This is a genomic window from Bradyrhizobium sp. CER78, assembly GCF_029846235.1.
Taxonomy (GTDB): domain Bacteria; phylum Pseudomonadota; class Alphaproteobacteria; order Rhizobiales; family Xanthobacteraceae; genus Bradyrhizobium.
The window spans coordinates 476,239-501,915 of the sequence record NZ_JARVWP010000004.1 but is presented as its reverse complement, the minus strand read 5'-3'; the positions used below and the strand labels follow the sequence as shown (position 1 = coordinate 501,915).

The 25,677-nt window shown below is 63.0% G+C and carries 25 protein-coding genes and 1 pseudogene; 18 read left to right on the top strand and 8 right to left on the bottom strand.

The genetic code is table 11. The features are described 5' to 3' along the window. The first annotated feature begins 23 nt into the window (after positions 1-23). Positions 24-887 carry a DMT family transporter gene (locus QDT69_RS11245; RefSeq protein WP_279706621.1) on the top strand — a complete coding sequence of 288 codons (864 nt, stop codon included), beginning with the start codon at positions 24-26 and terminating at the stop codon, positions 885-887. 150 nt (positions 888-1,037) lie between these two features. Here QDT69_RS11245 and QDT69_RS11240 read toward each other — a convergent pair. Together QDT69_RS11240 and QDT69_RS11235 are read right to left on the bottom strand one after the other, a co-directional pair. Next, positions 1,038-1,154: pseudogene (locus QDT69_RS11240) on the bottom strand (carboxymethylenebutenolidase); the annotation flags it as partial. Between the two features lie 427 nt (positions 1,155-1,581). Next, on the bottom strand, positions 1,582-1,992 hold the full coding sequence (locus QDT69_RS11235) for a DUF4260 domain-containing protein (RefSeq protein WP_279706620.1): 411 nt from the start codon (positions 1,990-1,992) through the stop codon (positions 1,582-1,584). A 159-nt stretch (positions 1,993-2,151) separates the two neighbouring features. On the opposite strand from QDT69_RS11235, the gene QDT69_RS11230 reads away from it, so the two are divergent. Continuing rightward, positions 2,152-3,684 carry an acyl-CoA carboxylase subunit beta gene (locus tag QDT69_RS11230; protein WP_050420436.1) on the top strand — a complete coding sequence of 511 codons (1,533 nt, stop codon included), beginning with the start codon at positions 2,152-2,154 and terminating at the stop codon, positions 3,682-3,684. 208 nt (positions 3,685-3,892) lie between these two features. On the opposite strand, the gene QDT69_RS11225 is transcribed toward QDT69_RS11230, so the two are convergent. Continuing rightward, a complete protein-coding gene (locus QDT69_RS11225) occupies positions 3,893-5,161 on the bottom strand; it encodes an STAS-like domain-containing protein (protein WP_279706619.1) in 1,269 nt (422 codons plus the stop codon). 411 nt (positions 5,162-5,572) lie between these two features. Here QDT69_RS11225 and QDT69_RS11220 point away from each other — a divergent pair, with 411 nt between their 5' ends. From QDT69_RS11220 to QDT69_RS11210, 3 genes are all read left to right on the top strand, one after another. Next, positions 5,573-6,361 (top strand): hypothetical protein, encoded by a 789-nt coding sequence (locus QDT69_RS11220; protein ID WP_279706618.1) that lies wholly within the window; start codon positions 5,573-5,575, stop codon positions 6,359-6,361. 124 nt (positions 6,362-6,485) lie between these two features. Next, a complete protein-coding gene (locus QDT69_RS11215) occupies positions 6,486-7,133 on the top strand; it encodes a hypothetical protein (RefSeq protein WP_279706617.1) in 648 nt (215 codons plus the stop codon). A gap of 260 nt (positions 7,134-7,393) precedes the next feature. Beyond that, a complete protein-coding gene (locus QDT69_RS11210; protein WP_279706616.1) occupies positions 7,394-7,741 on the top strand; it encodes a hypothetical protein in 348 nt (115 codons plus the stop codon). Positions 7,742-8,174: 433 nt separating this feature from the next. Here QDT69_RS11210 and QDT69_RS11205 read toward each other — a convergent pair whose 3' ends face one another. Beyond that, positions 8,175-8,525, bottom strand: coding sequence for a cupin domain-containing protein (locus tag QDT69_RS11205; protein WP_279706615.1), 351 nt, complete (start codon positions 8,523-8,525; stop codon positions 8,175-8,177). Between the two features lie 259 nt (positions 8,526-8,784). Here QDT69_RS11205 and QDT69_RS11200 point away from each other — a divergent pair, with 259 nt between their 5' ends. After that, positions 8,785-9,084: a twin-arginine translocation signal domain-containing protein gene (locus QDT69_RS11200; protein ID WP_279706614.1), complete on the top strand. Its 300-nt coding sequence runs from the start codon at positions 8,785-8,787 to the stop codon at positions 9,082-9,084. 70 nt (positions 9,085-9,154) lie between these two features. On the opposite strand, the gene QDT69_RS11195 is transcribed toward QDT69_RS11200, so the two are convergent. Both QDT69_RS11195 and QDT69_RS11190 read right to left on the bottom strand, forming a co-directional pair. Next, positions 9,155-9,424, bottom strand: a complete 270-nt coding sequence (locus tag QDT69_RS11195; RefSeq protein ID WP_092114950.1) for a hypothetical protein — start codon at positions 9,422-9,424, stop codon at positions 9,155-9,157. Positions 9,425-9,740: 316 nt separating this feature from the next. Further along, complete coding sequence (locus QDT69_RS11190) at positions 9,741-10,436, bottom strand: metalloregulator ArsR/SmtB family transcription factor (protein WP_208763976.1); 696 nt, start codon at positions 10,434-10,436, stop codon at positions 9,741-9,743. 194 nt (positions 10,437-10,630) lie between these two features. On the opposite strand from QDT69_RS11190, the gene QDT69_RS11185 reads away from it, so the two are divergent. From QDT69_RS11185 to QDT69_RS11175, 3 genes are read left to right on the top strand one after another with little or no spacing between them, the layout of a single operon-like run. Continuing rightward, positions 10,631-10,939 carry an NIPSNAP family protein gene (locus QDT69_RS11185; protein ID WP_279706613.1) on the top strand — a complete coding sequence of 103 codons (309 nt, stop codon included), beginning with the start codon at positions 10,631-10,633 and terminating at the stop codon, positions 10,937-10,939. A 32-nt stretch (positions 10,940-10,971) separates the two neighbouring features. After that, positions 10,972-11,322, top strand: coding sequence for an antibiotic biosynthesis monooxygenase (locus QDT69_RS11180; RefSeq protein ID WP_279706612.1), 351 nt, complete (start codon positions 10,972-10,974; stop codon positions 11,320-11,322). 56 nt (positions 11,323-11,378) lie between these two features. Then, positions 11,379-12,197, top strand: coding sequence for an isocitrate lyase/phosphoenolpyruvate mutase family protein (locus QDT69_RS11175; RefSeq protein ID WP_279706611.1), 819 nt, complete (start codon positions 11,379-11,381; stop codon positions 12,195-12,197). 65 nt (positions 12,198-12,262) lie between these two features. On the opposite strand, the gene QDT69_RS11170 is transcribed toward QDT69_RS11175, so the two are convergent. Next, positions 12,263-12,694 (bottom strand): hypothetical protein, encoded by a 432-nt coding sequence (locus tag QDT69_RS11170; protein ID WP_279706610.1) that lies wholly within the window; start codon positions 12,692-12,694, stop codon positions 12,263-12,265. 146 nt (positions 12,695-12,840) lie between these two features. On the opposite strand from QDT69_RS11170, the gene QDT69_RS11165 reads away from it, so the two are divergent. Continuing rightward, positions 12,841-13,482 (top strand): trimeric intracellular cation channel family protein, encoded by a 642-nt coding sequence (locus QDT69_RS11165; RefSeq protein WP_050420447.1) that lies wholly within the window; start codon positions 12,841-12,843, stop codon positions 13,480-13,482. A 3-nt stretch (positions 13,483-13,485) separates the two neighbouring features. On the opposite strand, the gene QDT69_RS11160 is transcribed toward QDT69_RS11165, so the two are convergent. Continuing rightward, positions 13,486-14,712 (bottom strand): cytochrome c, encoded by a 1,227-nt coding sequence (locus tag QDT69_RS11160; RefSeq protein WP_279706609.1) that lies wholly within the window; start codon positions 14,710-14,712, stop codon positions 13,486-13,488. 243 nt (positions 14,713-14,955) lie between these two features. On the opposite strand from QDT69_RS11160, the gene QDT69_RS11155 reads away from it, so the two are divergent. The 8 genes from QDT69_RS11155 (at position 14,956) to QDT69_RS11120 (ending at position 25,468) form a co-directional block, all read left to right on the top strand. Beyond that, positions 14,956-18,450: an indolepyruvate ferredoxin oxidoreductase family protein gene (locus tag QDT69_RS11155; RefSeq protein ID WP_279706608.1), complete on the top strand. Its 3,495-nt coding sequence runs from the start codon at positions 14,956-14,958 to the stop codon at positions 18,448-18,450. 279 nt (positions 18,451-18,729) lie between these two features. Beyond that, positions 18,730-19,887, top strand: coding sequence for a thiolase domain-containing protein (locus tag QDT69_RS11150; RefSeq protein WP_279706607.1), 1,158 nt, complete (start codon positions 18,730-18,732; stop codon positions 19,885-19,887). Further along, positions 19,887-20,276 carry a Zn-ribbon domain-containing OB-fold protein gene (locus QDT69_RS11145; RefSeq protein WP_279706606.1) on the top strand — a complete coding sequence of 130 codons (390 nt, stop codon included), beginning with the start codon at positions 19,887-19,889 and terminating at the stop codon, positions 20,274-20,276. Before QDT69_RS11150 ends, QDT69_RS11145 begins: the two co-directional genes overlap by 1 nt. 252 nt (positions 20,277-20,528) lie before the next feature. Continuing rightward, on the top strand, positions 20,529-21,389 hold the full coding sequence (locus QDT69_RS11140; RefSeq protein ID WP_279706605.1) for a MaoC family dehydratase: 861 nt from the start codon (positions 20,529-20,531) through the stop codon (positions 21,387-21,389). A gap of 111 nt (positions 21,390-21,500) precedes the next feature. Further along, a complete protein-coding gene (locus QDT69_RS11135) occupies positions 21,501-22,382 on the top strand; it encodes an SDR family oxidoreductase (RefSeq protein WP_279706604.1) in 882 nt (293 codons plus the stop codon). A 140-nt stretch (positions 22,383-22,522) separates the two neighbouring features. Beyond that, positions 22,523-23,479 (top strand): dihydrodipicolinate synthase family protein, encoded by a 957-nt coding sequence (locus QDT69_RS11130; RefSeq protein WP_279706603.1) that lies wholly within the window; start codon positions 22,523-22,525, stop codon positions 23,477-23,479. Positions 23,480-23,481: 2 nt separating this feature from the next. Continuing rightward, positions 23,482-24,279 carry an NUDIX hydrolase gene (locus QDT69_RS11125; protein ID WP_279706602.1) on the top strand — a complete coding sequence of 266 codons (798 nt, stop codon included), beginning with the start codon at positions 23,482-23,484 and terminating at the stop codon, positions 24,277-24,279. Between the two features lie 280 nt (positions 24,280-24,559). Beyond that, a complete protein-coding gene (locus QDT69_RS11120; protein WP_279706601.1) occupies positions 24,560-25,468 on the top strand; it encodes an EamA family transporter in 909 nt (302 codons plus the stop codon). Positions 25,469-25,677: the final 209 nt, after the last annotated feature.

Sequence of the window (25,677 nt, the reverse complement as noted above, 5' to 3'; positions counted from 1 at the left end):
CCGCGTTCGGAAGGTGAGGTGCGATGGACAAGGCTTCGATCGACGGCTGGGGCAGCGGACTGCTCGGCGTGATTATCTTCAGCGGCTCGCTGCCGGCGACCCGCGTCGCGGTGGCCGGCTTCTCGCCGCTGTTCCTGACCTCGGCGCGCGCCGCGATCGCGGCACTGCTCGGCGCCATGCTGCTCGCGGTGCTGCGGCAGCCCTGGCCGCAGCGGCGCGACCTGGTGTCGCTGACCATCGTCTCGCTCGGCGTCGTGATCGGCTTCCCGCTGTTGACCGCGCTGGCGCTCCAGCACATCACCTCGGCGCATTCGATCGTGTTCGTCGGGCTGTTGCCGCTGTCGACCGCAATCTTCGGCGTGCTGCGCGGCGGCGAGCGGCCGAAGCCGCTGTTCTGGCTGTTCTCCTGCGTCGGCAGCGCGACGGTCGGAGCCTTCGCCCTGTCGAGCGACGGATCGGCGTCGCTGACCGGCGACTTGCTGATGGTTGCCGCCATCATCGTCTGCGGCCTCGGCTATGCCGAGGGCGCGGCGCTGTCGCGGCGGCTCGGCGGCTGGCAGGTGATCTCCTGGGCGCTGGTGTTCTCGGCGCCGGTGGTGCTGCTGATGACGATCATGACGCTGCCGCCGAGCTGGCAGGGCATCGGCGCGCCGGCCTGGCTCGGGCTCGCCTATGTCTCGATCTTCAGCATGCTGGTCGGCTTCGTGTTCTGGTATCGCGGCCTTGCACTCGGCGGCATCGCCAGCGTCGGCCAGTTGCAGCTGTTGCAGCCGTTCTTCGGCCTCGCGCTGGCCGGGCTGCTGCTGCGCGAGCCGGTCGCCTGGTCGATGATCGCAGCGACCATGCTCATCGTCGTCTGCGTGGTGTTCGCGCGGCGTTTTGCTTGACTACTCCTCAGAGGTGATGGAGGCGGCACGCGATCCCAGCCACGTCATTGCGAGCGAAGCGAAGCAATCCATCGCTCCGCACGCGGAGAAATGGATTGCTTCGTCGCTATCGCTCCTCGCAATGACGGTAGTACAAAGCATTGGTGTCAGTCAGCCCAGCTTGAACAGCGCTTGCGGGAAATCGCTCACCGCCTTGCGGGCCTCAAGCGCGGTGGCCGGGTTGCCGCCGACATGCGGGCCGAGCTCGACGCGGGAATCCTTGTGGGAGGGACAAGTAATGGGACTACCCTTCGTTCCTAGGGTATGGATCGCACTTGCCCTTGCATCATTTGCTCCGGGAAATGGCCGGACGGCTCCCGCCTGACGCGCGTCGAGATAGCGGCGGAACTTCGCTCATTGCGCGCTCAGCGCTCGCAACTAATCGCTTCAATTCGAGCCGAGAAAGCTCGACCGAAAGGAAATCTCCGTTCACGAGCAAAGCATCAGCTGCGCCTTGTTCGGCGTCTCAGGCAATATCCGAGCGGTAGCGGAACTAGCGTGAACCTTATGGAGAGGATGGTGCGTAGGCATCGGTAGGTTCCCTTCGATGCCCACGCTGCCCGAGTCCGGCTCCGACGTCCGGCCTTTTTTCAAGCAATCCACACCCGGGTTTGTGAAATCCGCAATTGCCGGCACCAGGACGAGAAAGCGAGCCCTAGGCCGGCTCCTGCGCTTTCCCGATCCGCCCGAGATGGGTGTAGCCGAACCCTCTCGAATATTTCAGCCCATAGCCGAGCGCGCGGTCGATCCCGATATGGGCGAGCCAGATCATCGCGATCGAGAGCACCAAGGGTCCTTCGCCGGCAAAACCGAGCGTCATCAGCGCCACCGGCGCGAGATACGTGTGGGCGGCGTTGTAGGCGATCGCGCCGACCCGCGGGCTGATCAGGTAAGCGGCAAAGCTCAAGTCCGGCACCAGGAACAGCAGGACATAGACCAGCCAGGAACCCTCCCACTTGTAGTAGAGCACGGTCATCCCGACGAACAGCACCAGCCCCTCCAGCCGGAGCAGGGTGCGCACCCCGCCGGTCGCGGCGCCAGTCGCTTCAGTCGTCATGTCGGTCATTGCAGTCTCCCCAGATATCGGAAAATCCTACCGTTTTGGCGCTCAATACCGCCCACAAGCGCCTTTCCGGTTCCGAAATGGCCGTGCTAAAGCCATTCCGAACGAAGCGGACCCGGCTCGCACCGGGACGCGGACTGTAGCTAACACGGGCGGAAACAAATGAAAGATATCCTCGATACCCTTGAAGAGCGGCGCGCCGGGGCCAGGCTGGGCGGCGGCGAAAAGCGCATCGAGGCGCAGCACGCCCGCGGCAAGCTCACCGCCCGCGAGCGGATCGAGCTCCTGCTGGACAAGGGCTCGTTCGAGGAATTCGACATGTTCGTCGAGCACCGCTCGATCGAGTTCGGCATGGAGAAGAGCAAGATCCCCGGCGACGGCGTCGTCACCGGCTGGGGCACGGTCAACGGCCGCAAGACGTTTGTCTTTGCCAAGGACTTCACGGTGTTCGGCGGCTCGCTGTCGGAAACCCATGCGCTGAAGATCACAAAAATTCAGGACATGGCGATGAAGGCGAGGGCGCCGATCATCGGCCTCTATGACGCCGGCGGCGCGCGCATCCAGGAGGGCGTCGCCGCGCTCGCGGGCTATTCCTATGTGTTCCGCCGCAACGTGCAGGCCTCGGGCGTGATCCCGCAGATCTCCGTCATCATGGGCCCCTGCGCCGGCGGCGACGTCTATTCGCCGGCGATGACCGACTTCATCTTCATGGTGAAGAACACCAGCTACATGTTTGTCACCGGCCCCGACGTGGTGAAGACCGTCACCAACGAGGTCGTAACCGCGGAGGAGCTCGGCGGCGCCTCGGTGCACGCGACGCGCTCCTCGATCGCCGACGGCGCGTTCGAGAACGACGTCGATGCGTTGTTGCAGATGCGCCGGCTGATCGACTTCCTGCCGTCGAACAACACCGACGGCGTGCCGGAATGGCCCAGCTTCGACGATATCGGCCGGGTCGACATGTCGCTCGACACGCTGATCCCCGACAATCCGAACAAGCCCTACGACATGAAGGAGCTGATCCTGAAGGTCGTCGACGAGGGCGACTTCTTCGAGATCTCCGAGACCTTCGCCAGGAACATCGTCACCGGCTTCGGCCGCATCGCCGGCCGCACTGTCGGCTTCGTCGCCAACCAGCCGATGGTGCTGGCGGGCGTGCTCGACAGCGACGCGTCACGCAAGGCCGCGCGCTTTGTCCGCTTCTGCGATGCCTTCAACATCCCGATCGTCACCTTCGTCGACGTGCCGGGCTTCCTGCCGGGCACCGCGCAGGAATATGGCGGCCTGATCAAGCACGGCGCGAAACTGCTGTTCGCCTATTCGCAGTGCACGGTGCCGCTCGTCACCATCATCACCCGAAAGGCCTATGGCGGCGCCTTCGACGTCATGGCGTCGAAGGAAATCGGCGCCGACATGAACTACGCCTGGCCGACCGCCCAGATCGCCGTAATGGGCGCCAAGGGCGCGGTGGAGATCATCTTCCGCTCCGACATCGGCGACCCCGACAAGATCGCCGCCCGCACCAAGGAATACGAAGACCGCTTCCTGTCCCCCTTCATCGCCGCCGAACGCGGCTACATCGACGACGTCATCATGCCGCATTCGACCAGGCGGCGGATCGCGCGGGCGCTGGCGATGCTGAGGGATAAGAAGGTCGAGATCCCGGCGAAGAAGCACGACAATCTGCCGTTATAGAAACGTCGTTGGGTGGGTTAGCGCAAGCGTAACCCTCCACCTTCGTCCGGCATGATTCAGTGGCGGGTTACGGCTTTGGTGGTGTAACGCACCCGACTGTCACGATAGGGAGCGCTGATGAGGCACGCTAACTCCGGCCCTACGTCCGGCTGGTGTGTGAGCAAGCGGCTTGTGGCGACAGGCAATAATCGACGGCATGGAAGCTGGATTACTTTCCGGCGGCTATGCGTTGGACGATCGCCTTTTCGATTAGGAGCTTGACCGTTGGGTCAATGCTCTTGAGCTCGAGCTTAGTGGAGAACTCGACAGGCCCAAGCTCCAAAAAAAGCTTTCCGAAGACCTCATCGGCGAAACTACTCGATACGAGGTGAATGTCCGCGAAGTCAACGACAACTTTGTTTCCTTCGAGGAAGCTGATCAGATTTTTGAGCTTATTCCTAACCGGAGTTCCGGCCGGCCGCGAGCCAAATGAAGCGCTTTCATTCCTCAACACAAACAGGATATTTCCATCTGCTGTTGACTCGTACTTTAGTTCAATCATGTCTACCGGCGTATGGCCGCGTGACCGTATGTTGAGAGCCTCTTCGAGAAGCAGCGGTTGAGTATAGTCGATGGCGCAAACAACAACTGCCCCCGGCAAGTAGACGGGCTCTTTTCGCGTGTGCATACCGGTTTTCGGAGCGTAGTAGAGTGTAGCATTCCCGGAGTGGAGGCTGAAGTTTGCGCCGCTCCGTACGGCAATCTGATAGCTTCCATAGAGCCCATTGCCCTGACCGATTGACTTGTCTCTCGTAACGCCTTGCTCGATCGCCTTTGCTAGAGCGTCTACGTCAGAACCGATCCTGAGGCCGGACGATTTCAAAGACTTTGGAATGCCGCTGTCGCAGACCACAAACTCAACTCGCTTCTTACTTCTAAGTGAGGTGAGTTGGATCAAGCCTCCCCGCTGCGATTCAGAATGAACCAATACATTGTCGGTTATTTCATTGATGGACCACTCGATCGCCTTGAAATGAGAGCGATTAAAATCGGTTATGCTTGCGAGTATCTTGTTCAGGATGTCGTCTACGATCCGATGTTGTTCGTCCGAAGTGCGGTATCGCAGCGCCGGTAAGTGGATCGGACTCGTAAACTCAGAGTGAGCGTACTTGTCCGGTTCTATGATATGAGCCCAATTCGAATTACGAAAAAGTCTGCCGAGATTATCGTCTGTCGGTAACCGGAGTTCAAAGTCGATCTTATTATCTCGATAGTATTCGGTAGCGGCCGCCAACGCTAACATCGGTGGCGCGTGCGTGAAGGTGCAGTTTGAGAAGTCTAGAATTATATCCATATATCCGCGATCAACGGCTAGTTCGCGGATCGCTCCCACCAACCGGCGGAACTGAGTGATGTCGTAATGTCCGTTTATCTCGATGCGCGGTCCGAATGTCGACAGCTCGCAGCTACGGTCTGACGACTTCGAGGTAGGTGGCATCTCTTACCCTTATGACCAAAATTCCCAAAATGAAAGTGCGAGAATCAGTGACCATGCTACCCTTGGTCGAAATTGAAGTGGTGGGCAATAATGACGTTTGCTGCGCTGCACAATGCCTGGTCGACCAACCGATTTGGCGGTTGTGGCGGGTTGTCTTGCTGCCAATTTCCAAGGTGAACCAAAGCCATGAAGTTTTTGCACGGAAGAGCTCTAACTCGCGAAATCCAGAAAATTTGTAGCACTAAGGGTCGAATAAATCTCGCGGTCGCATATTGGGGAAAGGATGCCCTCAAGCTCACTCGGCTCAGACCTCAGCAGCGCAGCGTAAGGCTTATCTGCTGCTTAAGCGGTGGAGCTTCCGATCCCGATGTCATCAGGAAATTTGGTGCTCGAGCCCGTCAGAATGATTTCTTGCACGCCAAGGTAATTTGGACCGAGCGGCAAGCCATCGTGAGCTCGGCCAATATCTCCTCGAACGGTTTGCCAGAGGAAGAGGAAGGCGCCGGTGGTCTTATTGAGGCCGGCCTCATGGTTACTGACGCTGGTCAGCTTGTTCAGATCGCGGCTTGGTTCGATCGGCAGTACAAAGCTGCCAAGCGAATTAGCGCTACGGATCTTCGCAAGGCCAGAGAAGCTCGATTAGTGAAAGTATGGGGAAAGCCGAGGGTTCGGCGTAGCTTCATCGAGGCCCTGGAGGACAATGCCGCCCAGGAATTTAAGCAGCAGAAGATATCCTTCGCACTTTGGACTGACTACACTTCGCAGGCTGAGAATGGAGAAGCGCGGCGCCATTTCAGGGAGAGCGCGGAGACGCTAGAGGAGACCCTCAAGATCGATAGGAGGGATTTTCGAAGGCTGGATTGGTTTTCGAACTGGCCGGAATTGCCCGCAGACACCTTCCTCATTAGCTGTCGTATCAAGGGCCGTACGTTCACCGACATCTACCATTGTCGGACTTTCAACACGAAGAAGGCGTGGCCAATCATTGCAGACGGTGAGAAGACGAGCATAACCTATGTGCTGGGTTCGAGGGATGATGGCTTCGGCTACAGACTGTCGGCACGAGATAGGCGCGTACTGAAGTCTGCAGCCCAAGACTTGTGGCGAAAGGCAAAGGGCTCCGCAGATGGGCGCTTACTAAGGTTAGAGGACGCGGTCCCAATTTTGCTGCGGCATGCCAAGAAGTCCGCTTCCAGGTGACACGCGGGCGGGATGGCAGAAGTCCCGACGCGATCAAGAGTCTCGCAATTTCGAAGCTGATGGGTGAAAGGTAAGTAGGTCTAGACGCCGGATTGCGTGCAACATTTGCCATTGTGAGGAATCGATGGAGGTATTCGTCTTCCGCTTCACTGCCGGCGATCTGAGAAAGATTGAGCGCCAAGCTCTCGGATTTCTAGTCGCGTCCAGTCATTGTTGCAACGAGCTCGTGTCGCTAATGCCCTACATCGTTTTTGAGCAGTCGCTTGAGAGCACAAATGATGTCGAGTCAGCTCTTATTTTGGCGCGGAGATATACTATTGATCGGATTATTGTGTCGAAGATCGTCGAATACCATGATCTTTGCCAAAAGTTCTTTCGGCAGGATATGATGTCTGACGAGTTTCATAGAGATTTGAAGAAGGAATACGAGCAGATTGCCACGAGCCTAAAAGCCGGAGATTGGGCCCGCATACAGAGAAACACGATGTCGTTTCACTATGACGCGAAATTTGCTGCAGAATCACTAGACAAGTTGGACGGAAGTCATCCGCTCCGCATGATTTTGGGCCGGATGTCCGGTGTGACGTTGTTTGAGTTCTCGGAGGAGATACTAAGTCGACCAATCTTCGAGCGTGCGCGGCGGGGTGATATAGGTGAGGGGATGGACGCTGTTGCGCGCTTCATCGTTCGATCCATTCGCGCGATTCGCAATTTCCACTCGCGGGCCATGATCACCGCCTTTACTAAAGTACAGCCTTGTTTCGGAGCGTGAGAGTGCGGAGCTGCGGGAGAAGTATTGTGGGAAGCCAGGAATTGATCGAATGCCGCTCTCAATTTCGTCCGAATTCGTTAAGAAGCGTAAGAACGAAGGCCCGGATATTCCCCGTGATGAGCGAGCGAGTAGCGAGCGAGACGGTTAGCCCAAGCGTAATCCACCACCTCCGGCACGATCGGCGGCGCGTCACGGCGTCCGCGTTCGCTCGTTGAGCTACGGAGGACGCAGTCGCCTAATCCTCTCTAGAGTTAGAAGTCATGACCGAAGACGAGCCGGCCGACGAGATCTCCGAGATCGAGGCGCAGATCGAGGAGCTTGCCGAGAGCGCCGAACGGTCGCGGCGGATCATTCTCGGATCGAAGGTGGCAATCGCCGGCGGGTTCGTGCTGCTGCTCGTCACGCTGCTCGGCCTGTTGGGCTCAGGAGAAACCGCGGCGCTCGGGTCGATTGCGCTGGTGCTCGGCGGCATCGTGTCGCTCGGATCGAACGTCAGCACCTTGCGGCAAACCGAGGCCGCCATCAGCACCGCCGAGGCGCGCCGTGCGCGGCTGATTGGCAATATCGACCTGCGCCTGGTGCACGATGCGCCGCTGAAGCTGATGTGAGGCGCTCAGCCGCGCGCTGATTTGGGGGCGTGCAAGTCAATCGGCACCCGGCTTTTGCCGCGCTCTCTTCAAGCGGGCGGAAACGAAGAGCAAAGCTCGGACGATTCATGTCGCGAGAACGCGAAGCTCGATCCGCACCTACAGCTGTCATCGCCCGGCTCGACCGGGCGATCCAGTACGCCGCGGCTTCTCGGCTCAAGCACTGCTGCCTCTGGAATACTGGATCACCCGCTTTCGCGGGTGATGACACCGCGCTCTTCGACATCTTGAATCGAAAGCCATCCTCCTCGTCGTCCTGGCGAAAGCCAGGACCCATTACCCCAATTGCCGATTTTTGCACGACGCTGGAGCGACGATCCCTCTCGCAACATGCATCCGTGGTTACGGGTCCCTGCTTTCGCAGGGACGACAATCGGAGAAAGTCACGCGCTCCTTACTCAGACGCCAGCGGCACGTAGTCGTACTCTCCGACGCCTTGGAGGATCAGGAACGTCAGCGACGTCGTGCCGGCGTTGGTGACGAGGTGCGGGCGGGTGGGGCGCACGGCGTAGACTTCGCCGACCTTCAGGTTCAGCTCCTCCTTCGGCTCCTGCAGGAACAGCCGCATCTGGCCCTCCAGCACGTAGAACGTGTCGGAGATGTTGCTGTGGGTGTGCCACGGCACTTTCTGGGTCGGCGAGAGCTGCAACTCCATGATGCGAAAGCCGGGGCGGGCGGCGTGCAGGGCACGGCGTTCGACTTCGTAGAGGTGGCTGGCATCCTTGAGCGGTTGTCCTGACTTCATGGCGGCCTCCCGGAGATGTCGTTGTGCTGCGATGCTAGTTCGGTTCGACGTTTCACGAAACCGGCGGAACGAGCATGACCGATGCGCGCGGACGAGGCCGTCGGATCGTGATTGTTGCGTGACGTCACGGCGTTGTGGATGCCGCAGCGAGACGTCGAGTTCCGCGAAACGTGATCGTGCGGTTCAGCGAACGTTCAGGTCGGGGCGCAAAAACTCAAGGGGGGCGGTTGGTCCAACTCAGCAACAAAGGGAAACGCTCATGGAACGCAGGGATTTTCTGAAGATCGCCTTCGGTGCGGCCGCCGGTGCAGCCGCTTTCGCAGCGACGGCCCAGGCGGCGCCGCTCGCGCCGCTTCCCCTCAACCAGGATGCACGCTCGCCGGCGACCAACGATGCGCATCCCGCCGTGACCACGGGCGACGAGGTCAATCGCCTGAAGCCCGAGCAGGTGCGTTGGCATCGCGGTTGGCATCATCGGCGCTGGCACCACAGGCATTGGGGTTGGCGCCGCCGTCATTGGCGCCGTCACTGGCGCCGTCATCACTGGCGCCGCTGGTGATATCGACTCCATGTCGAAAAAGAAAAACCCCGCGCGAGGCGGGGTTTTGTTTACTCGAGATGCGCCGCGATCAGATCGGGCGGCAACGGCCGTAACGCCAGGCGAAGCCATAGGGGCAGGCGCGGACGCGCGGCGCCACCACGACCGCGCCGGGCGCGACGACGACGGGGCGCTCAACCACGACCGGGCCGGGGGCAACGACGACGGGACCACGATTCCTGACGCAGCCGCCATAGGGACCACGATGCCAGCCGGGGCCGCAGCCACCAGCCGCGTCAGCGGCGCTGATGCCGGCGAATGCGGTCGTCACCAAAACTGCTGCTGCAAAAAGATACTTCATGACTTCTCCTTTATTTGGGCCGCGCTGCGGCACCGCAACAAACGTTTAGATTACCGATTCGCCCGGCGGGATCATTGCAGAAGCCGTGCCCGATGTCGTCGACCATAATGTTGCGGACTGAATGCGACATGAATGTTGCGCGTCACAGCTGCGTCAGTGCGTCGCAAGCATGCTCAGTATCGTTTCAAAATATTTCGCAAGGGCGCGAGCAGCACGAAGCGCGCAGCGGCGAGGGTGCCAAATGTATCGGAGAGCGAGACAAGCGAGACCGGGGCTTCGCGAATGACCGCGCCACGGCTGACTTGAACGCGCGATGTTACTCGCCTGCGCCGAACAGCGCCGCGAACCGCTTCTCGCCGTTGCGCGAGAAATTGACGACGCGGCTGCCGGGCGTCGCGTCGCGCGCGGCCCATTTCAATTCGGTGAAGCGGTCCATCATCGCAGCGCCCAGCGTGCCGGCGAGGTGGTGCCGCCGCTCGCTCCAGTCGAGGCAGGCCTTGCACACCGGACGGCGCGGATGGGTCAGCGCATCGGCGTCGATCTGCAGCTCCTCGGCCATGAAGCGCTTGCCTTCGCCGGTCAGCTCGATCGCCTGCTTGCTCTGGCGCACCAGCTTCTGTCGCTTCATGCTGTCGAGCATCTGCACACCGAGATCGCCGGCGAGATGGTCGTAGCAGATGCGGGCGCGGCGCAGTGCCGGATCCTTCGGCCCGGTGCGCACGCGCATGTGGCCGGCGCGGGCGGCGATGCCCTGCAGGCCTTCCAGCACGTCGGCGACGTCGGGATCACTGAGGCGATAGTAGCGGTGGCGGCCCTGCTTCTCGGGCTCGATCAGCCCGCCGGCCTCGAGCTTGGCGAGATGCGAACTCGCCGTCTGCGGCGTGATGCCGGCTTCCTGCGCCAGCTCGCTCGCGGTCAGCGCGCGGCCGGTCATCAGCGCGGTCAGCATGTTGCAGCGTGCGGGATCGCCGACCAGGGCGGCGATCCGGGAGATGTCGGGTCCTGCTTTCATAGTTCGATGATAGCCGAAGCATCGAGGTCGGGCAAGGCGATAGTGTCTCACCACCTCGTCATTGCGAGGAGCTCGCGACAAAATTGCGAAGCAATTTTGCGCTGAAGCGACGAAGCAATCCATCTTCCCGCATATGCGGAGCGATGGATTGCTTCGCTGACGCTCGCAATGACGGAACCAGCAGGAGGCCATAAATGACCATCACCGTCTTCATCCGCTACCAGCTCGATCCGTTCAAGCGCGCGATGTTCGAGGAGTATTCGCGGAACTGGCTGTCGATCATCCCGCGCTGCGGCGGCGATCTGCTCGGCTACTGGATGCCCCATGAGGGCACCAACAACATCGGCTTCGCGCTGATCTCGTTCGAGAGCCTTGCCGCCTACGAGGCCTATCGCGCGCGGCTGCGCCAGGACAGCGAGGGCGTGGCGAACTTCAACTTCGCCGAACAAAACCGCTTCATCCTTGCCGAGGAGCGCACATTTCTGCGCAAAGTCGAGCTATAGTCGCTCGACGACAACAATGAGCGGAGGCGCCCATGATCGCCGTGATCTTCGAAGTCTGGCCGAAGCCGGAGCACCGGAATCTGTATTTCGACCTCGCCGCCGAGCTGAAGCCGATCCTGCAGGAGATCGACGGCTTCATTTCGGTCGAGCGGTTCGAGAGCCTCACCGAGCCGGGCAAGTTCGTGTCGCTGTCATTCTTCCGCGACGAGGCCGCGGTGGAAGCCTGGCGCAACACCATCGAGCACCGTCGCACCCAGGCCAAGGGGCGCGCGCGGATTTTTGACGACTATCGCCTGCGTGTGGCAAGCGTGATCCGGGATTACGGACTGAACGAGCGCGAGCAGGCACCGAAAGATAGTCGCGCGGTGCATGAGCCGCACTAGCACCGCGCAGCCTGCGTGCCTATCTGTGCGCGGCCAACGACGCCAGGGAGCGAACCATGCCACTGACAACTGCTGACAAACGAGCCGCCTTCAAGAAGCTGCACGAGAGCGGGTGCTTCATCATTCCGAACCCGTTCGATGCCGGCAGCGCGCGCGCCTTGCAACATCTCGGCTTCAAGGCGCTGGCCTCGACCAGCGCGGGCTTCGCCTGGACCATCGCCAAGGCCGATAACCGCGTTACCGTCGACGACGTCTGCGATCACCTGACGGCGATCTGCGCGGCCGTCGATATTCCCGTCAATGCGGATTTCGAGGGCGGCTTCGCCGTCGAGCCCGAGAAGGTCGCGATCAATGTCGCGCGCGGCGTCAAGACCGGCGTCGCCGGGCTGTCGATCGAGGACTCCACCGGTGATGCGGCCAATCCGCTGTTCGAGCACAAGCTCGCGGTCGAGCGGATCAAAGCGGCGCGCAAGGCGATCGATGCCGACAACAGCGGCGTGCTGCTCACCGGCCGCTGCGAGGCGTTCCTGTGGGGGAAGAGGGACCTCAACCTGGTGATCGAACGGCTGCAGGCCTACTCGGAAGCCGGCGCGGATGTTTTGTATTCGCCGGGCATTTCGACGAAAGAGGAAATTACCGCAGTCGTGAAGGCGGTGGCGCCGAAGCCGGTCAATCTCCTGATCGGCGGCGCGTCGGAGCTGACGTTGCAAGTGGTGGCCGATCTCGGCGTACGGCGGATCAGTGTCGGCGGCGCGCTGGCGCGGATGGCCTGGACCGGCGTCATGAAGGCGGCGAAGGAAATGGCCGAGAAAGGCACCTTCACCGAATTCGCCAACGGCTATCCCGGCGGTGAGCTCAACAAGATGTTCAAGTAGACCTTGCGTGCAAAAAAGCAGCGGACCGCTTGGGCCCGCTGCTCGCGCCTGGTCAGTGTCGTCAGTTATTGCTTCGAATTCTCGGCCGGCGGGGCGGCCGGCTTGTTCATGTCAGACTTGTTCATGTCCGACGGCGGGCTGGCCGGCTGCGCCGGTGCCGCGCCCGTGGTCACGCCGGGCTGGCTGTTGGGCTTCGGCGTCACGTCGCGCATGCCCGGAGGCGCCCCGGCCGGATTGGCCGGCTGTTGCTGGGCTGTCTGCGTCGACGGCGTCGTGCCCGCCTCGTGGACCGACGTGTTGTTCAACCCGTAGAACAGCGCGCCGAGCACCACGGCCACCGCAACTGCGAACATCGCGATCTTGGTGCTGCTTGCCGATCCCTCCCGCAGTTCCGGGTCCGGCTGCAACTCGTTGTCCAGGCTGTTGAAGCGCGCCTGACGGCGGATTTCGTCATCGGTCAGGTTGGCGCGATACGGATCGTCAGGGTTGTAAGCCATTGCAAAGTTCCTCCGTTAGCACCTCAAAGCTAAACACAGGGGACAATGGCTGGCGCGTTCGGATGTTCCGCGCCAATGTTGCAACCAGTCCATCCAGGAACCGGCGATTCCCAGCGGTTCCAAACCTGTTCCATGAGGCCTTTTCAATGTGGACCATGCCGCCCACCGATTCGGTGCTGCACGTGCTCTCGTTCATTGCCGTTGCGGCGCAATCGATGACGGCGGCGCTGGCGGCCGGCCGGCGCAGCATGGATTGGGCCGGCGTCTGCATGTTAGGCGCGATCACCGCGCTCGGCGGCGGCACCATCCGCGACGTGCTGCTCGGGCATTATCCGCTGCTCTGGGTCGCGAACCCGATCTACCTTGCGGTCGCGGCGGCCGGCGCCTTCGCGACCATCCTGCTGGCGCGGCTGGTGGTCAGGCTCAATCTCGCATTCCTCGTGCTCGATGCGATCGGGCTCGTGGTGTTCACCATGGCCGGCTGCGACGTGGCCTGGCAGGTCGACGCCTCGCTGCCGATCGTGATCGTCTCCGGCATGATCACCGGCTGCGCCGGCGGCGTGTTGCGCGACATCCTCTGCAACGAGGTGCCGCTGCTGTTTCGCAGCGAGCTCTACGCCAGCGTCTCCGTGGTGACAGGGCTGTTCTATGCGACCGCGTTCGGACTGAACCTCAACCCACCGGTCTGGACCCTGCTGACCTTCGCGCTCGGCCTGAGCTTCCGGATGCTCGCGATCCGCTACAGATGGGAGATGCCGAAATTCGTGTTCTCTGACGAGGAGCGGTGAGCGCTATTTCGCCGTCCGCGCTTCGGCGACCTCGTCCGCGGTCACGGCCGGCGCCGCATTGCCCCAGGAATTGCGGATATAGGTCGCAACGTCCGCGATCTCCTGATCGGTCAGTTTCGGGTAGGCCGGCATCGAGCCGGCGTTGGGCGCGCGCGGCGTGGTCAAGGTCTGCGCGCCGTCGAGGATGATGCGCAGCGTGCTCGCCGGATTGGCCGATTGCAGATTGGCGTTGCCGGGCAGCGGCGGATAAATTCGCGGGCTGCCTGTGCCGTCGAGTTCATGGCAGGCGACGCAGGCGCCGCGATAGATCCGCTCGCCGTTGCTCATCTGTGCCGGCGAGGGCGGGGTGACCTGCGGCTCCGGTGCGCCGGCTGGCAGGCTCTTCAGATAGGTGGCGATAGCGCGCACATCGGCATCGCTCATCTTCGAGGTCGAGTTGACCACCACCTCGGACATCAGCGGGCCGGCATGACTGTGCCCATTGCGGCCGCTCTGCAGATATTCGGCGATGTCGTCAGCGCTCCATGACTTCAGCCCGCCGCGCGCGGCGCCATCGAGCCGTGGTGCGAACATGCCCTGGACCATGCTGCCCTCGAAGGCCCGGTCGCGCCTGTCGGCGCCGAAGGCATTCTTCGGCGTGTGGCAGGCGCCGCAATGGGCGAGCGCCTCGACCAGATAGCGGCCGCGATTCCAGTCCGCGCCCTTGCTCTGGTCCGGCTGGATGATGCCCGGCGTGAAGAACAGCGCATTCCACGCCCGCATCAGCACGCGGTAGCAATACGGCCAGCGCAGCTGCGCTGGCGGCGCCCTGTCGCTGACCGGCGCCAGCGTCGCGAGATAGGCGCGGATCGCCAGGATGTCGTCGCGGATCAGTTTCGTGAAGGAGGGGTACGGGAAGGCGGGATAATAATGCTTGCCGTTCGGCGAGACGCCGCTGCGTAGCGCGCGGAGGAAATCGTCGTCGCTCCAGCCGCCGATGCCGGTATCGCGGTCGGGCGTGAGATTCGCAGAGAACACCGTACCGAACGGCGTGTCGATCCGCTTGCCTCCGGCGAAGGGCTTTGCCGGATCGGCCGTGTGGCAGCTCGCGCAGTCGCCGGCGATCGTGAGCGCCTTGCCGCGGGCGATGATGTCGTCGGTCGGCGCAGCGGAGCATTCGCGGGCCGCGAACGCACTGCACAACAGCGCTACGACCAGAATCGCACCGGTCGTTCGAAATCGTCGCCGCATCCATTCACCTTCCGCACCTTCCGGTCCACAAGACGCGTTACGCCATTTCGCCGCGAGCCGATCCTGCGACAGAAACCGAAACGGCCCTCTGATATTCCCGGCACGATATTGCGATTTTTGAGCGACGGGCTCGGTCGCCCAGAATTGTGCTGCGCGGGCCGGAAAATCCGACATAGACTGGTTCTAACAAGTTCGGATGACTAGCTAAAAAGCAGCCGTCGCGACCAGCGAAAAGAGGGCTAAATGGGAATCAACCAAGGGCCTATCAGCCTCGACCAGAAATACACCCAAGGCACCGGCCACGTCTTCATGACCGGCATCCAGGCGCTGGTCCGCCTGCCGATGGCGCAGATCAGACGCGACCGCGCCGCAGGCCTCAATACGGCAGGCTTCATCTCCGGCTATCGCGGTTCCCCCCTCGGCGGCTACGACCAGCAGCTGTTCGCCGCCCGCAAGCATCTCGAGCAGTACAACATTAAATTCCAGCCCGGCGTGAACGAGGACCTCGCGGCCACCGCGATCTGGGGCTCGCAGCAGCTCGGGCTGTCGGCCGGCGCCAAATATGATGGCGCGGTCGGCATCTGGTACGGCAAGGGCCCCGGCGTCGACCGCTGCGGCGACGTGTTCCGCCACGGCAATGCGGCGGGCTCCGCCAAACATGGCGGCGTACTCTGTCTTGCCGGCGACGACCACGGCGCAAAGTCCTCCACCGTCCCGCATCAGTCCGACCACGCCTTCATCTCCGCGCTGATGCCCTACCTCTATCCCTCCAGCATCCACGAAATGATCGAGATGGGCCTGTTGGGTATCGCGATGTCGCGCTACTCCGGCTGCTGGGTCGGCATGAAGGTGATCACCGAGACGGTCGAGACCACGGCCGAGATCGACCTCACCGATGAGATGACGCCGTTCATCATCCCGGCCGATTTCGAGCTGCCGCCGGGCGGGCTGAACATCCGCTGGCCCGACGACCGTTTCGAGCAGGACCGCAGGTTGCAGGACTACAAGGGCTTTGCCGCGATCGCCTTTGCCCGCGCCAACAAGGTCAACCGCGTCACCATGGATTCGCCGAACGCGCGCTACGGCATCATGGCTTCGGGCAAGAGCTACGAGGACATCCGCCAGGCACTGCGCGAACTCGGCATCACGCCGGAGATCGCCGCCAAGATCGGCATCCGCCTCTACAAGATCGGCATGCCCTGGCCGCTGGAGCCGGAGGGCGTGCGCAACTTCGCTGTTGGCCTCGAGGAGATCTTCATCGTCGAAGAACGCCGCGAGATCGTCGAGAACCAGGTCAAGCAGGAGCTGTTCAACTGGCGCGACGACGTGCGCCCGCGCATCGTCGGCAAGATGGATGATCACGACAAGCGCTTTCTGACCTTCGCCGCCGAGCTCAGCGTGGCCTCGCTTGCGAGCTCGCTGACCGAGCGGCTGCTTCGACTTAATCTCAATCCTGAAATCGCCGAGATGCTGCGCGCCAAGGCCGACTGGTTCAACGGCCGCCAGTCGACCCAGATGCAGGCGACGGCGCCGGTCAGCCGCACTCCGTATTTCTGCTCGGGCTGCCCGCACAACACCTCGACCAAGGTGCCGGAAGGCAGCCGTGCACTCGGCGGCATCGGCTGCCACTTCATGGCGCTGTGGATGAACCGCTCGACCGAGACCTTCACCCATATGGGCGGCGAGGGCGTGCCGTGGGTCGGCATCGCGCCGTTCACCAACGAGAACCACATCTTCGCCAATCTCGGCGACGGCACCTACTTCCACTCCGGCATTCTCGCGATCCGCCAGTCGATCGCCTCGAAGGCCAACATCACCTACAAGATCCTCTACAACGACGCGGTCGCGATGACCGGCGGCCAGCGCCACGACGGCGATCTGTCGCCGCAGCAGATCACCTTCCAGCTCCACGCCGAAGGCATTCGCGAGATCTATCTGGTCTCGGAAAATCCCGGCGCCTATCCGGCCGACACCATCGCGCCCGGCGTCAAGCTGTTCCATCGCGACGAGCTCGAGAACGTCCAGAAGATGTGCCGCGACACCAAGGGCACCTCGGCGATCGTGTTCGTGCAAACCTGCGCCGCTGAAAAGCGCCGTCGCCGCAAGCGCGGCCTGATGGAGGATCCGGCGCGCCGCGTGCTGATCAATCCGGCCGTCTGCGAAGGCTGCGGCGATTGCTCGGTGCAGTCGAACTGCATCTCGGTCGAGCCGCTGGAGACGGAACTGGGACGCAAGCGCACCATCAACCAGTCGACCTGCAACAAGGATTATTCCTGCGTGAAGGGCTTTTGCCCGTCCTTCGTCACGGTTGATGGCGGCACCCTCAAGCGTCGCGCGCCGACTGAACTTGGCGACATCGGCGCCTTGCCGGAGCCGGCTTCGAAACCCGCGCTCGACCGGCCCTACAACATCGCGGTCGGCGGTGTCGGCGGCACCGGCGTCTTGACGATCGGCGCGCTGCTCGGCATGGCCGCGCATATCGAGGGCAAGGCCTCGATGATCCTCGACATGTCCGGCCTCGCGCAAAAGGGCGGCGCGGTACTTAGTCATGTTCGGCTCTCCGAGCATACTGCCGACGTGACTTGCTCACGCATCGTCACCGGAACGGCCGATCTCGTGCTCGCAGCCGACGAGGTCGTGGCGGTGTCGAAGGATACCATGACGCTGTGCGAGGCGAGCCGCACGGTGGGCATCATCAACAGCCACATCATCCCGACCGCGGACTTCATCCTGAACCGCGACTTCAATTTCCAGAGCCGCAAGGTCACCGGCGTGCTGGAGACCGAGCTGCGCAAGGACTCCGCTTTCTTCGACTTCACCAAGCCGGCCGAGGCGCTGCTCGGCGACTCCATCGCCACCAACATCATGATGATGGGCTTTGCCTATCAGCGCGGGCTGCTGCCGCTGTCGGCGGAATCGATCCAGCAGGCGATCGAGGTCAACGGCGTCTCGATCAAGATGAACACGCAGGCATTCCAGCTCGGGCGCCTGGCCGCGGCCGATCCGGCGCGACTTGCCGCGATGATGAAGGGGCAGGATGACGACGCTGCCCCGGTCAAGTTGCTGGATGCGATGTCGCTCGACGAGATCATCACCCACCGAATGGGGCTTCTGACCGACTATCAGAACACGCGTCTGGCTAAACGTTATCGCAAGCTTGTTGACCAGGTCCGCGATGCCGCCACCAAGGGTGGCTATGGCGAAGCGCTGCCGCGCGCCGTTGCGATCAACTACGCAAAACTGCTCGCCTACAAGGACGAGTACGAGGTGGCGCGGCTGTTCTCCGATGGCCGCTTCGAGAAGCAGCTGCGCGACCAATTCGAGGGCGATTTCAAGTTCAATTTCAATCTGGCGCCGCCGATCCTCGGCGGCGGGCTCGACGCGCAGGGCCGTCCGAAGAAGCGCGCCTTCGGCTCGTGGATGATGTCTGTGTTCAAGGTGATAGCGCGATTCCGCTTCCTGCGCGGCACGCCGCTCGACATCTTCGGCTACAACGCCGACCGCAGGCTCGAGCGCGATCTGATCGCGGGCTACGAGAAGGATGTCGCGACGGTGCTCAGCGTGCTGTCGCCGCTCAATCACGACATCGCGGTCGAACTGCTGTCGCTGCCGGAGCGCATCCGCGGCTACGGCCCGGTGAAGGAGCAGGCGATCAAGCAGGCAAAGGTTCGCTACGCGCAACTCGCCGCCGACCTCGCCAACCCGCCGCCCGCGCCGCGGCAGATGGCGGCGGAGTAAGCGTCGTCGCAAATTCAACGTCGTCCCGGGCAAGCGAAGCGCGACCCGGGACCCATAACCACAGGGTCGAGTTGTTGGATCGAGCTGCGGTCCCAGCGTCGCGCTACGATGAACAGCGGTGGTTATGGGTCCCGGCGTTCGCCGGGACGACACCGGTTTTTGGGGCGCGCATATCGCGCATCAATTGCAGTCTCGCCTGACGGAATATTTCCGCGCTTGCCAAGGTCGCGTCGCCGGTTCAGAAAAACGCTGGAGCGAAAAACGCCAGCGGAGAGCGATTTGACCATCAAGGGCAAGGCCTACATTGCCGGGATCTACGAGCATCCCACCCGGCATGCACCCGATAAATCAACAGCACAGCTTCACGCCGAGGTCGCCAAGGGCGCGATCGAGGACGCCGGGCTCACCAAGGACGACATCGACGGCTATTTCTGCGCCGGCGATGCGCCGGGCGGGCTGTGGCCGATGGTCGATTATCTCGGCCTGAACACCAAGAAGCTGCGTCACGTCGACTCCACCGAGACCGGCGGCTGTTCCTACCTGATCCATCTCGGCCACGCCGCCGAGGCGATCGCCGCGGGCAAGTGCTCGGTCGCTCTCGTGACGTTGGCAGGCAAGCCGCGCACCGGTCCGATGCCGCCGCGCGCCTCCGGCGCCGAGGCCGATTTCGAACTGGCCTACGGGGCTACCACGCACAATGCCTATGGCATGTGTGCCATGCGCCATATGCACGACTACGGCACCACCTCCGAGCAGCTTGCCTGGATCAAGGTCGCCGCCTCGCATCACGCGCAATACAATCCGCATGCGATGCTGAAGGAGGTCGTCACCGTCGAGGACGTGCTGAACTCGCCGATGATCTCGGAACCGTTGCACCGGATGGATTGCTGCGTCGTCACCGACGGCGGCGGCGCGATGATCGTCACGACGCCGGAGATCGCCAAGAGCCTGAAGAAGCCGCTGGTGCGCCTGATCGGCCATGGCGAGGCGGCGAAGGGCCCGCGCGGCGGCAAGGATCTCGATCTGACCTATTCCGCCGGCGTGTGGTCCGGCCCGCGCGCCTTCGAAGAGGCGGGCGTGACGCCGAAGGATATCAAATACGCCTCGATCTATGACAGCTTCACCATCACGGTGCTGATGCAACTCGAGGATCTCGGCTTCTGCAAGAAGGGCGAGGGCGGCAAGTTCGTCGCCGACGGCAATCTGATCTCGGGTGTCGGCAAGCTGCCGTTCAATACCGATGGCGGCGGCCTGTGCAGCAACCATCCCGTCAATCGCGGCGGCATGACCAAGATCCTCGAGGCCGTCCGCCAGTTGCGCGGCGAAGCGCATCCGAAGGTGCAGGTGAAGAACTGCGACCTCGCGATCGCCCACGGCACCGGCGGCCTGCTCGGCGTTCGCCACGCCGCGTCAACCTGTATTCTGGAGCGTGCGTGATGTCTGAAGCCAAGAAGTACAATGCCCCGGTGACCAATCCGGAGACCGCGCCGTTCTGGGAAGCGGCGAAAGCCGGCAAGTTCATGATCAAGCGCTGCACCACCTGCGGCGAGGCGCATTACTTCCCGCGCGCGATCTGCCCGTTCTGCTTCTCCGACAAGACGGTGTGGGAAGAGTCGAGCGGCGAGGCCACGGTCTACACCTTCAGCCTGATGCGGAAGTCGCCGACCGGTCCCTATGCGATCGCCTATGTGACGCTGAAGGAAGGCCCGTCGCTGCAGACCAACATCGTCGATTGCGACCTGGAGACGGTGAAGATCGGCCAGAAGGTCAAGGTGGTGTGGAAGCCGACCGACGGCGCTCCGCTGCCGTTCTTCACGCCGGCCTAAAAAGTACCTTCCCCCCTTGCGGGGGAAGGTGCGTAGGCGGCCTTCGGCCGCCGTTCAACTAACGCCGATGCCCTGCATCGGCTATGGAAGCTGCCGGAAGAGGGGTGTCTCTCCACGGATCGAGTCTCCCTGCGGAGGCAATCCCTCTCCCAAGTGAGTTTGTGACTGATGCCGGTGTAGCCCTCTCCCACAAGGGGAGAGGGCGCTGCAATGGGCACCGTGCCAGAGAAGATGTTTGGGGAGAAAACAACAATGCCAATCGTGTACGAACAGCTGATGGCCCTGAAGAATCTCGGCCAGAAATACAGCTACGGCGACCGCGACGTGATGCTCTATGCCTACGGCATCGGTCTCGGCGCCGATCCGATGGACGAGAAGGAGCTCGCCTTCGTCAATGAGGGCGTGCTGACGCCTCGCCCCTTGAAGGTGGTGCCGACCTTCGCGTCGGTCGCGGCCTGGGGCGCCGGTCCCGGCGAGATGAACCTCAACCGCGTGATGGTGGTCGACGGCGAGCGCGACATCACCTTCCACAAGCCGTTCGCGACCGCGGCCCACATCACGGCCGACTCCACCGTGCTCGACGTGTTCGACAAGGGCAAGGACAAGGGCGCGGTGATCCGCCACCAGACCGTGCTCAGGGATGAGAAGGGCGACAAGCTTGCAACGCTCGTCGCCTCGCGCTTCGCTCGCGGCGATGGCGGCTTCGGCGGCCCGTCCGACGGCCAGCCCGAGCCGCACAAGGTGCCGGAGCGCGCGCCGGACAAGGTGGTCGACATCACGACGCGGCCCGACCAGGCGCTGATCTACCGCTTGTGCGGCGACCGCAACCCGCTGCACTCGGATCCGGAATTCGCCAAGAAGGCCGGCTTCCCGCGGCCGATCCTGCACGGCATGTGCACCTACGGCATCACCTGCCGCGGTGTGTTGCAGACCTATGCCGACTATGACCCCACGGCCTTCAAGCAGCACGCGGCGCGGTTCTCCTCGCCGGTGTTTCCCGGCGAGACAGTGACGATGGAGCTGTGGAAGGACGGCAATGTGGTGTCGTTCGAAGCCAAGGTGAAGTCGCGCGGCGTCACCGTGATCAAGAGCGGCAGGACGGTGCTGGCGTAATACTCCGTCATTCCGGGCGATGCGGAGCATCGAACCCGGAATCTCGAGATTCCGGGTTCGCGCTGCGCGCGGCCCGGAATGACGGCAATCAATAACAACGGAGAAACAACCATGGGATTACTCGACGGCAAGGTGGCGCTGATCACGGGCGCGGGCGGCGGACTGGGTGAGGCCTACGCAAAACTGTTCGCGCGCGAGGGCGCGGCTGTGGTGGTGAACGATCTTGGCGGCCCGCGCGATGGCTCGGGCTCCGACAAGTCGATGGCCGACAAGGTGGTCGACGCGATCAAGGCCGAGGGCGGCCGTGCGGTCGCCAACGGCGCCGACATTTCGACACTGGCCGGCGGCCAGTCGGTGTTCGACGACGCCATCAAGCATTTCGGCAGCGCCGACATCCTGGTCAACAATGCCGGCATCCTGCTCGACGAGACCTTCCACAAGGCCAAGGAAGAGAACTGGGACAAGGTGATGAAGGTGCATCTCAAAGGCACCTTCTGCTGCACCCAGCCGGTGTTCAAATGGATGCGCGACAATGGCGGCGGCGTTATCGTCAACACCTCCTCGACCTCAGGCCTGATCGGCAATTTCGGCCAGACCAATTACGGCGCGGCCAAGGGCGGCATCTGGGGCCTCTCCAACGTGCTGGCGATCGAGGGCCGCAAGTACAACATCCGGATCTGGACGCTGGCGCCGGGTGCGTTGACCCGCATGACAGCGGACCTGCCCCGCTACAAGGAGAACCCCGGTGCGGCGCTCGGTCCTGACGGCATCGCGCCGGCCGTGCTCTACATGGTCAGCGATCTCTCGGGCGACCAGACCGGCAAGGTGCTCGGCGTCTCCGGTCCGCGCGGCGTCCGCGAGATGCGGATGATGGAAATGGAGGGCTGGACGCCCCCGTTCACGGGATGGAAGGCGGAGGATATCGTGACCCACGCCAAGGAGATCTTCTTCTCCGAAGAAGAGATCAAGAAGTCGGCGCGGCGGTTCAAGTAGGCCTGGCAAATGCCGCTTCGATGCGAAGTGCGTCATCGGACCGGAATTGATGAGCCGCCCCCCGGGGGCGGAGCTTCCCGGTGCGCAATGGCGCACCGGGGAATGACGCTGTATAGAGGGCGGAAACAGATGAGGCACAAATGACCAAACTCACCGCCCAGGCCGCAGGAACCTTTGCGATCGCACCGACCCCGTTCCATGAGGACGGCCGGATCGACGAAGCATCGATCGACCGGCTGACCGATTTCTACACCGAGGTCGGCTGCGACGGCGTCACGGTGCTGGGCATTCTCGGCGAGGCGCCGAAGCTCGATGCCGCCGAGGCGGAGCAAGTCGCGCTGCGCTTCGTCAAGCGCGCCAAGAAGCTGCAGGTGATCGTCGGCGTCTCGGCGCCGGGCTTTGCCACCATGCGCTCGCTGGCGAAGAAGTCGATGGATGCGGGCGCCGCCGGCGTCATGATCGCACCGCCGCCGCATCTGCGCACCGACGACCAGATAACAGGCTATTTCAAGCAGGCGCAGGAAGCCATCGGCGACGATATTCCGTGGGTGCTGCAGGACTATCCGCTGACGCTCACCGTCGTGTTCACGCCCGCGGTGATCCGCAAGATCGTGATGGATTCGCCGTCCTGCGTGATGCTCAAGCACGAGGATTGGCCGGGCCTGGAGAAGATCTCGACCTTGCGCAACTTCCAGAAGGACGGCTCGTTGCGGCCGCTGTCGATCCTGGTCGGCAATGGTGGCCTGTTCCTCGATTTCGAGATGGAGCGCGGTGCCGATGGCGCGATGACGGGTTACGCATTCCCCGAACTCCTGATCGACGTCGTCAATCTGTCGAAGGCGGGCAAGCGCGACGCCGCGCATGATCTGTTCGACGCGCACCTGCCGCTGATCCGCTACGAGCAGCAGCCGGGCGTTGGTCTCACCGTGCGCAAATACGTGCTGCAGAAGCGCGGCATCATCTCCTCCAGCGCCCAGCGCAAGCCCGGTGCGGTCATCACGGCGCAGGCGAAGGCGGAGGTCGACTATCTGCTCTCCCGCGTGGCGCGCGTCGACCGCCGCGCCAATCTGCAACCGCAATCCAGTGCAGCAGGATAATAATGACCGAGATCGTTGCTCCGCGCCTTGCCTCGACCGTGCTGCTGCTGCGTGACGGCAGCAGCCGCGAGATCGAAGTCTTCATGATGGTCCGCCATCACCAGATCGAGTTCAACTCGGGCGCGCTGGTGTTTCCCGGCGGCAGTGTCGACAAGAACGACAAGGAGATCGCCGCCGACCCCGCGCTCTATTCGGGCGGGGCAGAGCTCGATGGCGACGCGCTGGGTTTTAGGATCGCGGCGATCCGCGAGACGTTTGAAGAGAGCGGCATCCTGCTGGCGCGGCCGCAAGGCTCGAAGGAGCTGGTCGATGCGAAGCGTGCGAACGAGATCGCGACCGCGCATCGTGCGGCGCTGAACGAAGGCAAGATCACGTTCCTCAAGGTGCTCACGGACAACGGCATGGTGCTCGCGCTTGACGAGCTCGTGCCGTATGCGCACTGGATCACGCCGGAGGGCATGCCGAAGCGCTTCGACACCTGGTTCTTCCTGGCGGCCGCGCCGCCCGAACAGCTCGGTGCCCATGACGGCAAGGAATCGACCGACTCGATCTGGGTCTCGACGCGCGAGGCGCTGGAGGGCGGCGAGACCGGGCGCTTCAAGCTGCCGTTCCCGACCACGCGCAATCTGATCCGGCTCGGCAAGCAGCCGAATGTCGGCGCCGCGCTCGCCGACAGCCGTGGCAAGTCGATCGTCACGGTGATGCCCGTGATGACCAAGACCGCCACCGGCCGCCAGCTCCGCATCCCCAAGGAAGCGGGCTACGACGGCGAAGTGTTCGACGTCGGCGCGATGGGGTGATTCCATCACCCCGGGATGTCGAGGGTGCACGATCTACGAGTGGCGCAAACACACTCGATGTCGTCCCGGCGAAAGCCGGGACCCATAACCACCGATCTTCATTGTTGCGCGACGCCGGGGCCGCACATTTTTCCAACAACACAACCCTGTGGCAATGGGTCCCGGCTTTCGCCGGGACGACGAGGGAGAAACGCTTCTCCATACTTCGGCCTGTAGCGAAGTATCATTGCCTCTCGCCAAGGTAGCTTCCGGCTCGATCTTCGAGACGGAATCCCAGCCCATGACCACCACCTCGCACCAGCCCAACATGGCCTTCGAGCTCGCCTTGCTGCTGGCGCTCGCCACCCTCTGGGGCGGCTCCTACACCTTCATCAAGTTCGGCGTCGCCACCATTCCGCCGATCACGCTGATCGCGGCGCGCACCGCGATCGCGGGCCTGCTGCTGCTCGTCATCATGCGGATGCGCGGCGTGACGATGCCGGCGGACGGGGCGACCTGGCGGCGCTTTATCTTCCAGGCCTGCCTCAACAGCGTGATCCCGTGGACCCTGATCGCCTGGGGCGAGCGCTTCGTCGACGCCGGGCTCGCCACCATCCTCAATTCGGCTTCGCCGATCTTCACCTTCCTGTTCACCGCCGCGATCACCCGCCATGAGGCCGCGAGCCCGCGCAAGCTGGTCGGGGTGATTGCCGGGATGGCGGGCATCTGCCTGATCGTCGGCGTCGATGCCTTCCGCGATCTCGGGCAGGGCATCGTGGCCGAGGTGGCGATTGTCGTCGCTACGATCTGCTACGCCTGCGCCGCGATCTTCAGCCGCGGCTTCAAGGGCCTCGATCCGATGGCGCCGGCGGCGGGCTCGCTGCTCGCGGGCGCTGCGATCCTGATCCCGCTCAGCCTCGCCGTCGAACGGCCATGGACGCTGACACCGTCGACGACGTCGCTGCTGGCGTTGCTGGCGCTTGCGGTGTTCTCGACCGCAATCGCGTTCGTGATCTACTTCCGCCTGATTCAGACCCTCGGTTCGGTCGGCACCACCGCGCAGGCTTACCTGCGGGTACCGATCGGGGTTGCGCTCAGCGTCGCATTCCTCGGCGAACGGCTGAGCCCGACGGCGTGGGTCGGGCTCGCCTGCGTCGTGATCGGCGTCGCCGCCATGACGATGCCGGCGCGAAAGATCGCCACGGCCTGAGGCCATCGCCCGGGATGACGATTCCGGCACGAAAGACCGCCATGGCTTGCGCGATCCGGGCCAGGGCGGTGGAGGGGGCCGGCATCCCGCCGGACTGGCCCGGCGCTGCCTTGTACCGGAATCGGCCACCTGTGCCTGGCCGGGTGACAGAGGTCACACCGCCGGCACGCCCAAGCCCGCAGCATGTTTCCCCAACGCCCGTAATTTCT

What these genes read in the sequence shown, in the direction of transcription:
- QDT69_RS11175 (WP_279706611.1), top strand. Translation starts at nt 11,379, where the DNA reads ATGCCACTGACAACTGCTGACAAACGAGCCGCCTTCAAGAAGCTGCAC.
- QDT69_RS11125 (WP_279706602.1), top strand. Translation starts at nt 23,482, where the DNA reads ATGACCGAGATCGTTGCTCCGCGCCTTGCCTCGACCGTGCTGCTGCTG.
- QDT69_RS11210 (WP_279706616.1), top strand. Translation starts at nt 7,394, where the DNA reads ATGACCGAAGACGAGCCGGCCGACGAGATCTCCGAGATCGAGGCGCAG.
- QDT69_RS11155 (WP_279706608.1), top strand. Translation starts at nt 14,956, where the DNA reads ATGGGAATCAACCAAGGGCCTATCAGCCTCGACCAGAAATACACCCAA.
- QDT69_RS11205 (WP_279706615.1), bottom strand. Translation starts at nt 8,525, where the DNA reads ATGAAGTCAGGACAACCGCTCAAGGATGCCAGCCACCTCTACGAAGTC.
- QDT69_RS11135 (WP_279706604.1), top strand. Translation starts at nt 21,501, where the DNA reads ATGGGATTACTCGACGGCAAGGTGGCGCTGATCACGGGCGCGGGCGGC.
- QDT69_RS11195 (WP_092114950.1), bottom strand. Translation starts at nt 9,424, where the DNA reads ATGAAGTATCTTTTTGCAGCAGCAGTTTTGGTGACGACCGCATTCGCC.
- QDT69_RS11145 (WP_279706606.1), top strand. Translation starts at nt 19,887, where the DNA reads ATGTCTGAAGCCAAGAAGTACAATGCCCCGGTGACCAATCCGGAGACC.
- QDT69_RS11185 (WP_279706613.1), top strand. Translation starts at nt 10,631, where the DNA reads ATGACCATCACCGTCTTCATCCGCTACCAGCTCGATCCGTTCAAGCGC.
- QDT69_RS11190 (WP_208763976.1), bottom strand. Translation starts at nt 10,436, where the DNA reads ATGAAAGCAGGACCCGACATCTCCCGGATCGCCGCCCTGGTCGGCGAT.
- QDT69_RS11180 (WP_279706612.1), top strand. Translation starts at nt 10,972, where the DNA reads ATGATCGCCGTGATCTTCGAAGTCTGGCCGAAGCCGGAGCACCGGAAT.
- QDT69_RS11225 (WP_279706619.1), bottom strand. Translation starts at nt 5,161, where the DNA reads ATGCCACCTACCTCGAAGTCGTCAGACCGTAGCTGCGAGCTGTCGACA.
- QDT69_RS11215 (WP_279706617.1), top strand. Translation starts at nt 6,486, where the DNA reads ATGGAGGTATTCGTCTTCCGCTTCACTGCCGGCGATCTGAGAAAGATT.
- QDT69_RS11165 (WP_050420447.1), top strand. Translation starts at nt 12,841, where the DNA reads ATGTGGACCATGCCGCCCACCGATTCGGTGCTGCACGTGCTCTCGTTC.
- QDT69_RS11230 (WP_050420436.1), top strand. Translation starts at nt 2,152, where the DNA reads ATGAAAGATATCCTCGATACCCTTGAAGAGCGGCGCGCCGGGGCCAGG.
- QDT69_RS11160 (WP_279706609.1), bottom strand. Translation starts at nt 14,712, where the DNA reads ATGCGGCGACGATTTCGAACGACCGGTGCGATTCTGGTCGTAGCGCTG.
- QDT69_RS11170 (WP_279706610.1), bottom strand. Translation starts at nt 12,694, where the DNA reads ATGGCTTACAACCCTGACGATCCGTATCGCGCCAACCTGACCGATGAC.
- QDT69_RS11235 (WP_279706620.1), bottom strand. Translation starts at nt 1,992, where the DNA reads ATGACCGACATGACGACTGAAGCGACTGGCGCCGCGACCGGCGGGGTG.
- QDT69_RS11200 (WP_279706614.1), top strand. Translation starts at nt 8,785, where the DNA reads ATGGAACGCAGGGATTTTCTGAAGATCGCCTTCGGTGCGGCCGCCGGT.
- QDT69_RS11130 (WP_279706603.1), top strand. Translation starts at nt 22,523, where the DNA reads ATGACCAAACTCACCGCCCAGGCCGCAGGAACCTTTGCGATCGCACCG.
- QDT69_RS11120 (WP_279706601.1), top strand. Translation starts at nt 24,560, where the DNA reads ATGACCACCACCTCGCACCAGCCCAACATGGCCTTCGAGCTCGCCTTG.
- QDT69_RS11245 (WP_279706621.1), top strand. Translation starts at nt 24, where the DNA reads ATGGACAAGGCTTCGATCGACGGCTGGGGCAGCGGACTGCTCGGCGTG.
- QDT69_RS11140 (WP_279706605.1), top strand. Translation starts at nt 20,529, where the DNA reads ATGCCAATCGTGTACGAACAGCTGATGGCCCTGAAGAATCTCGGCCAG.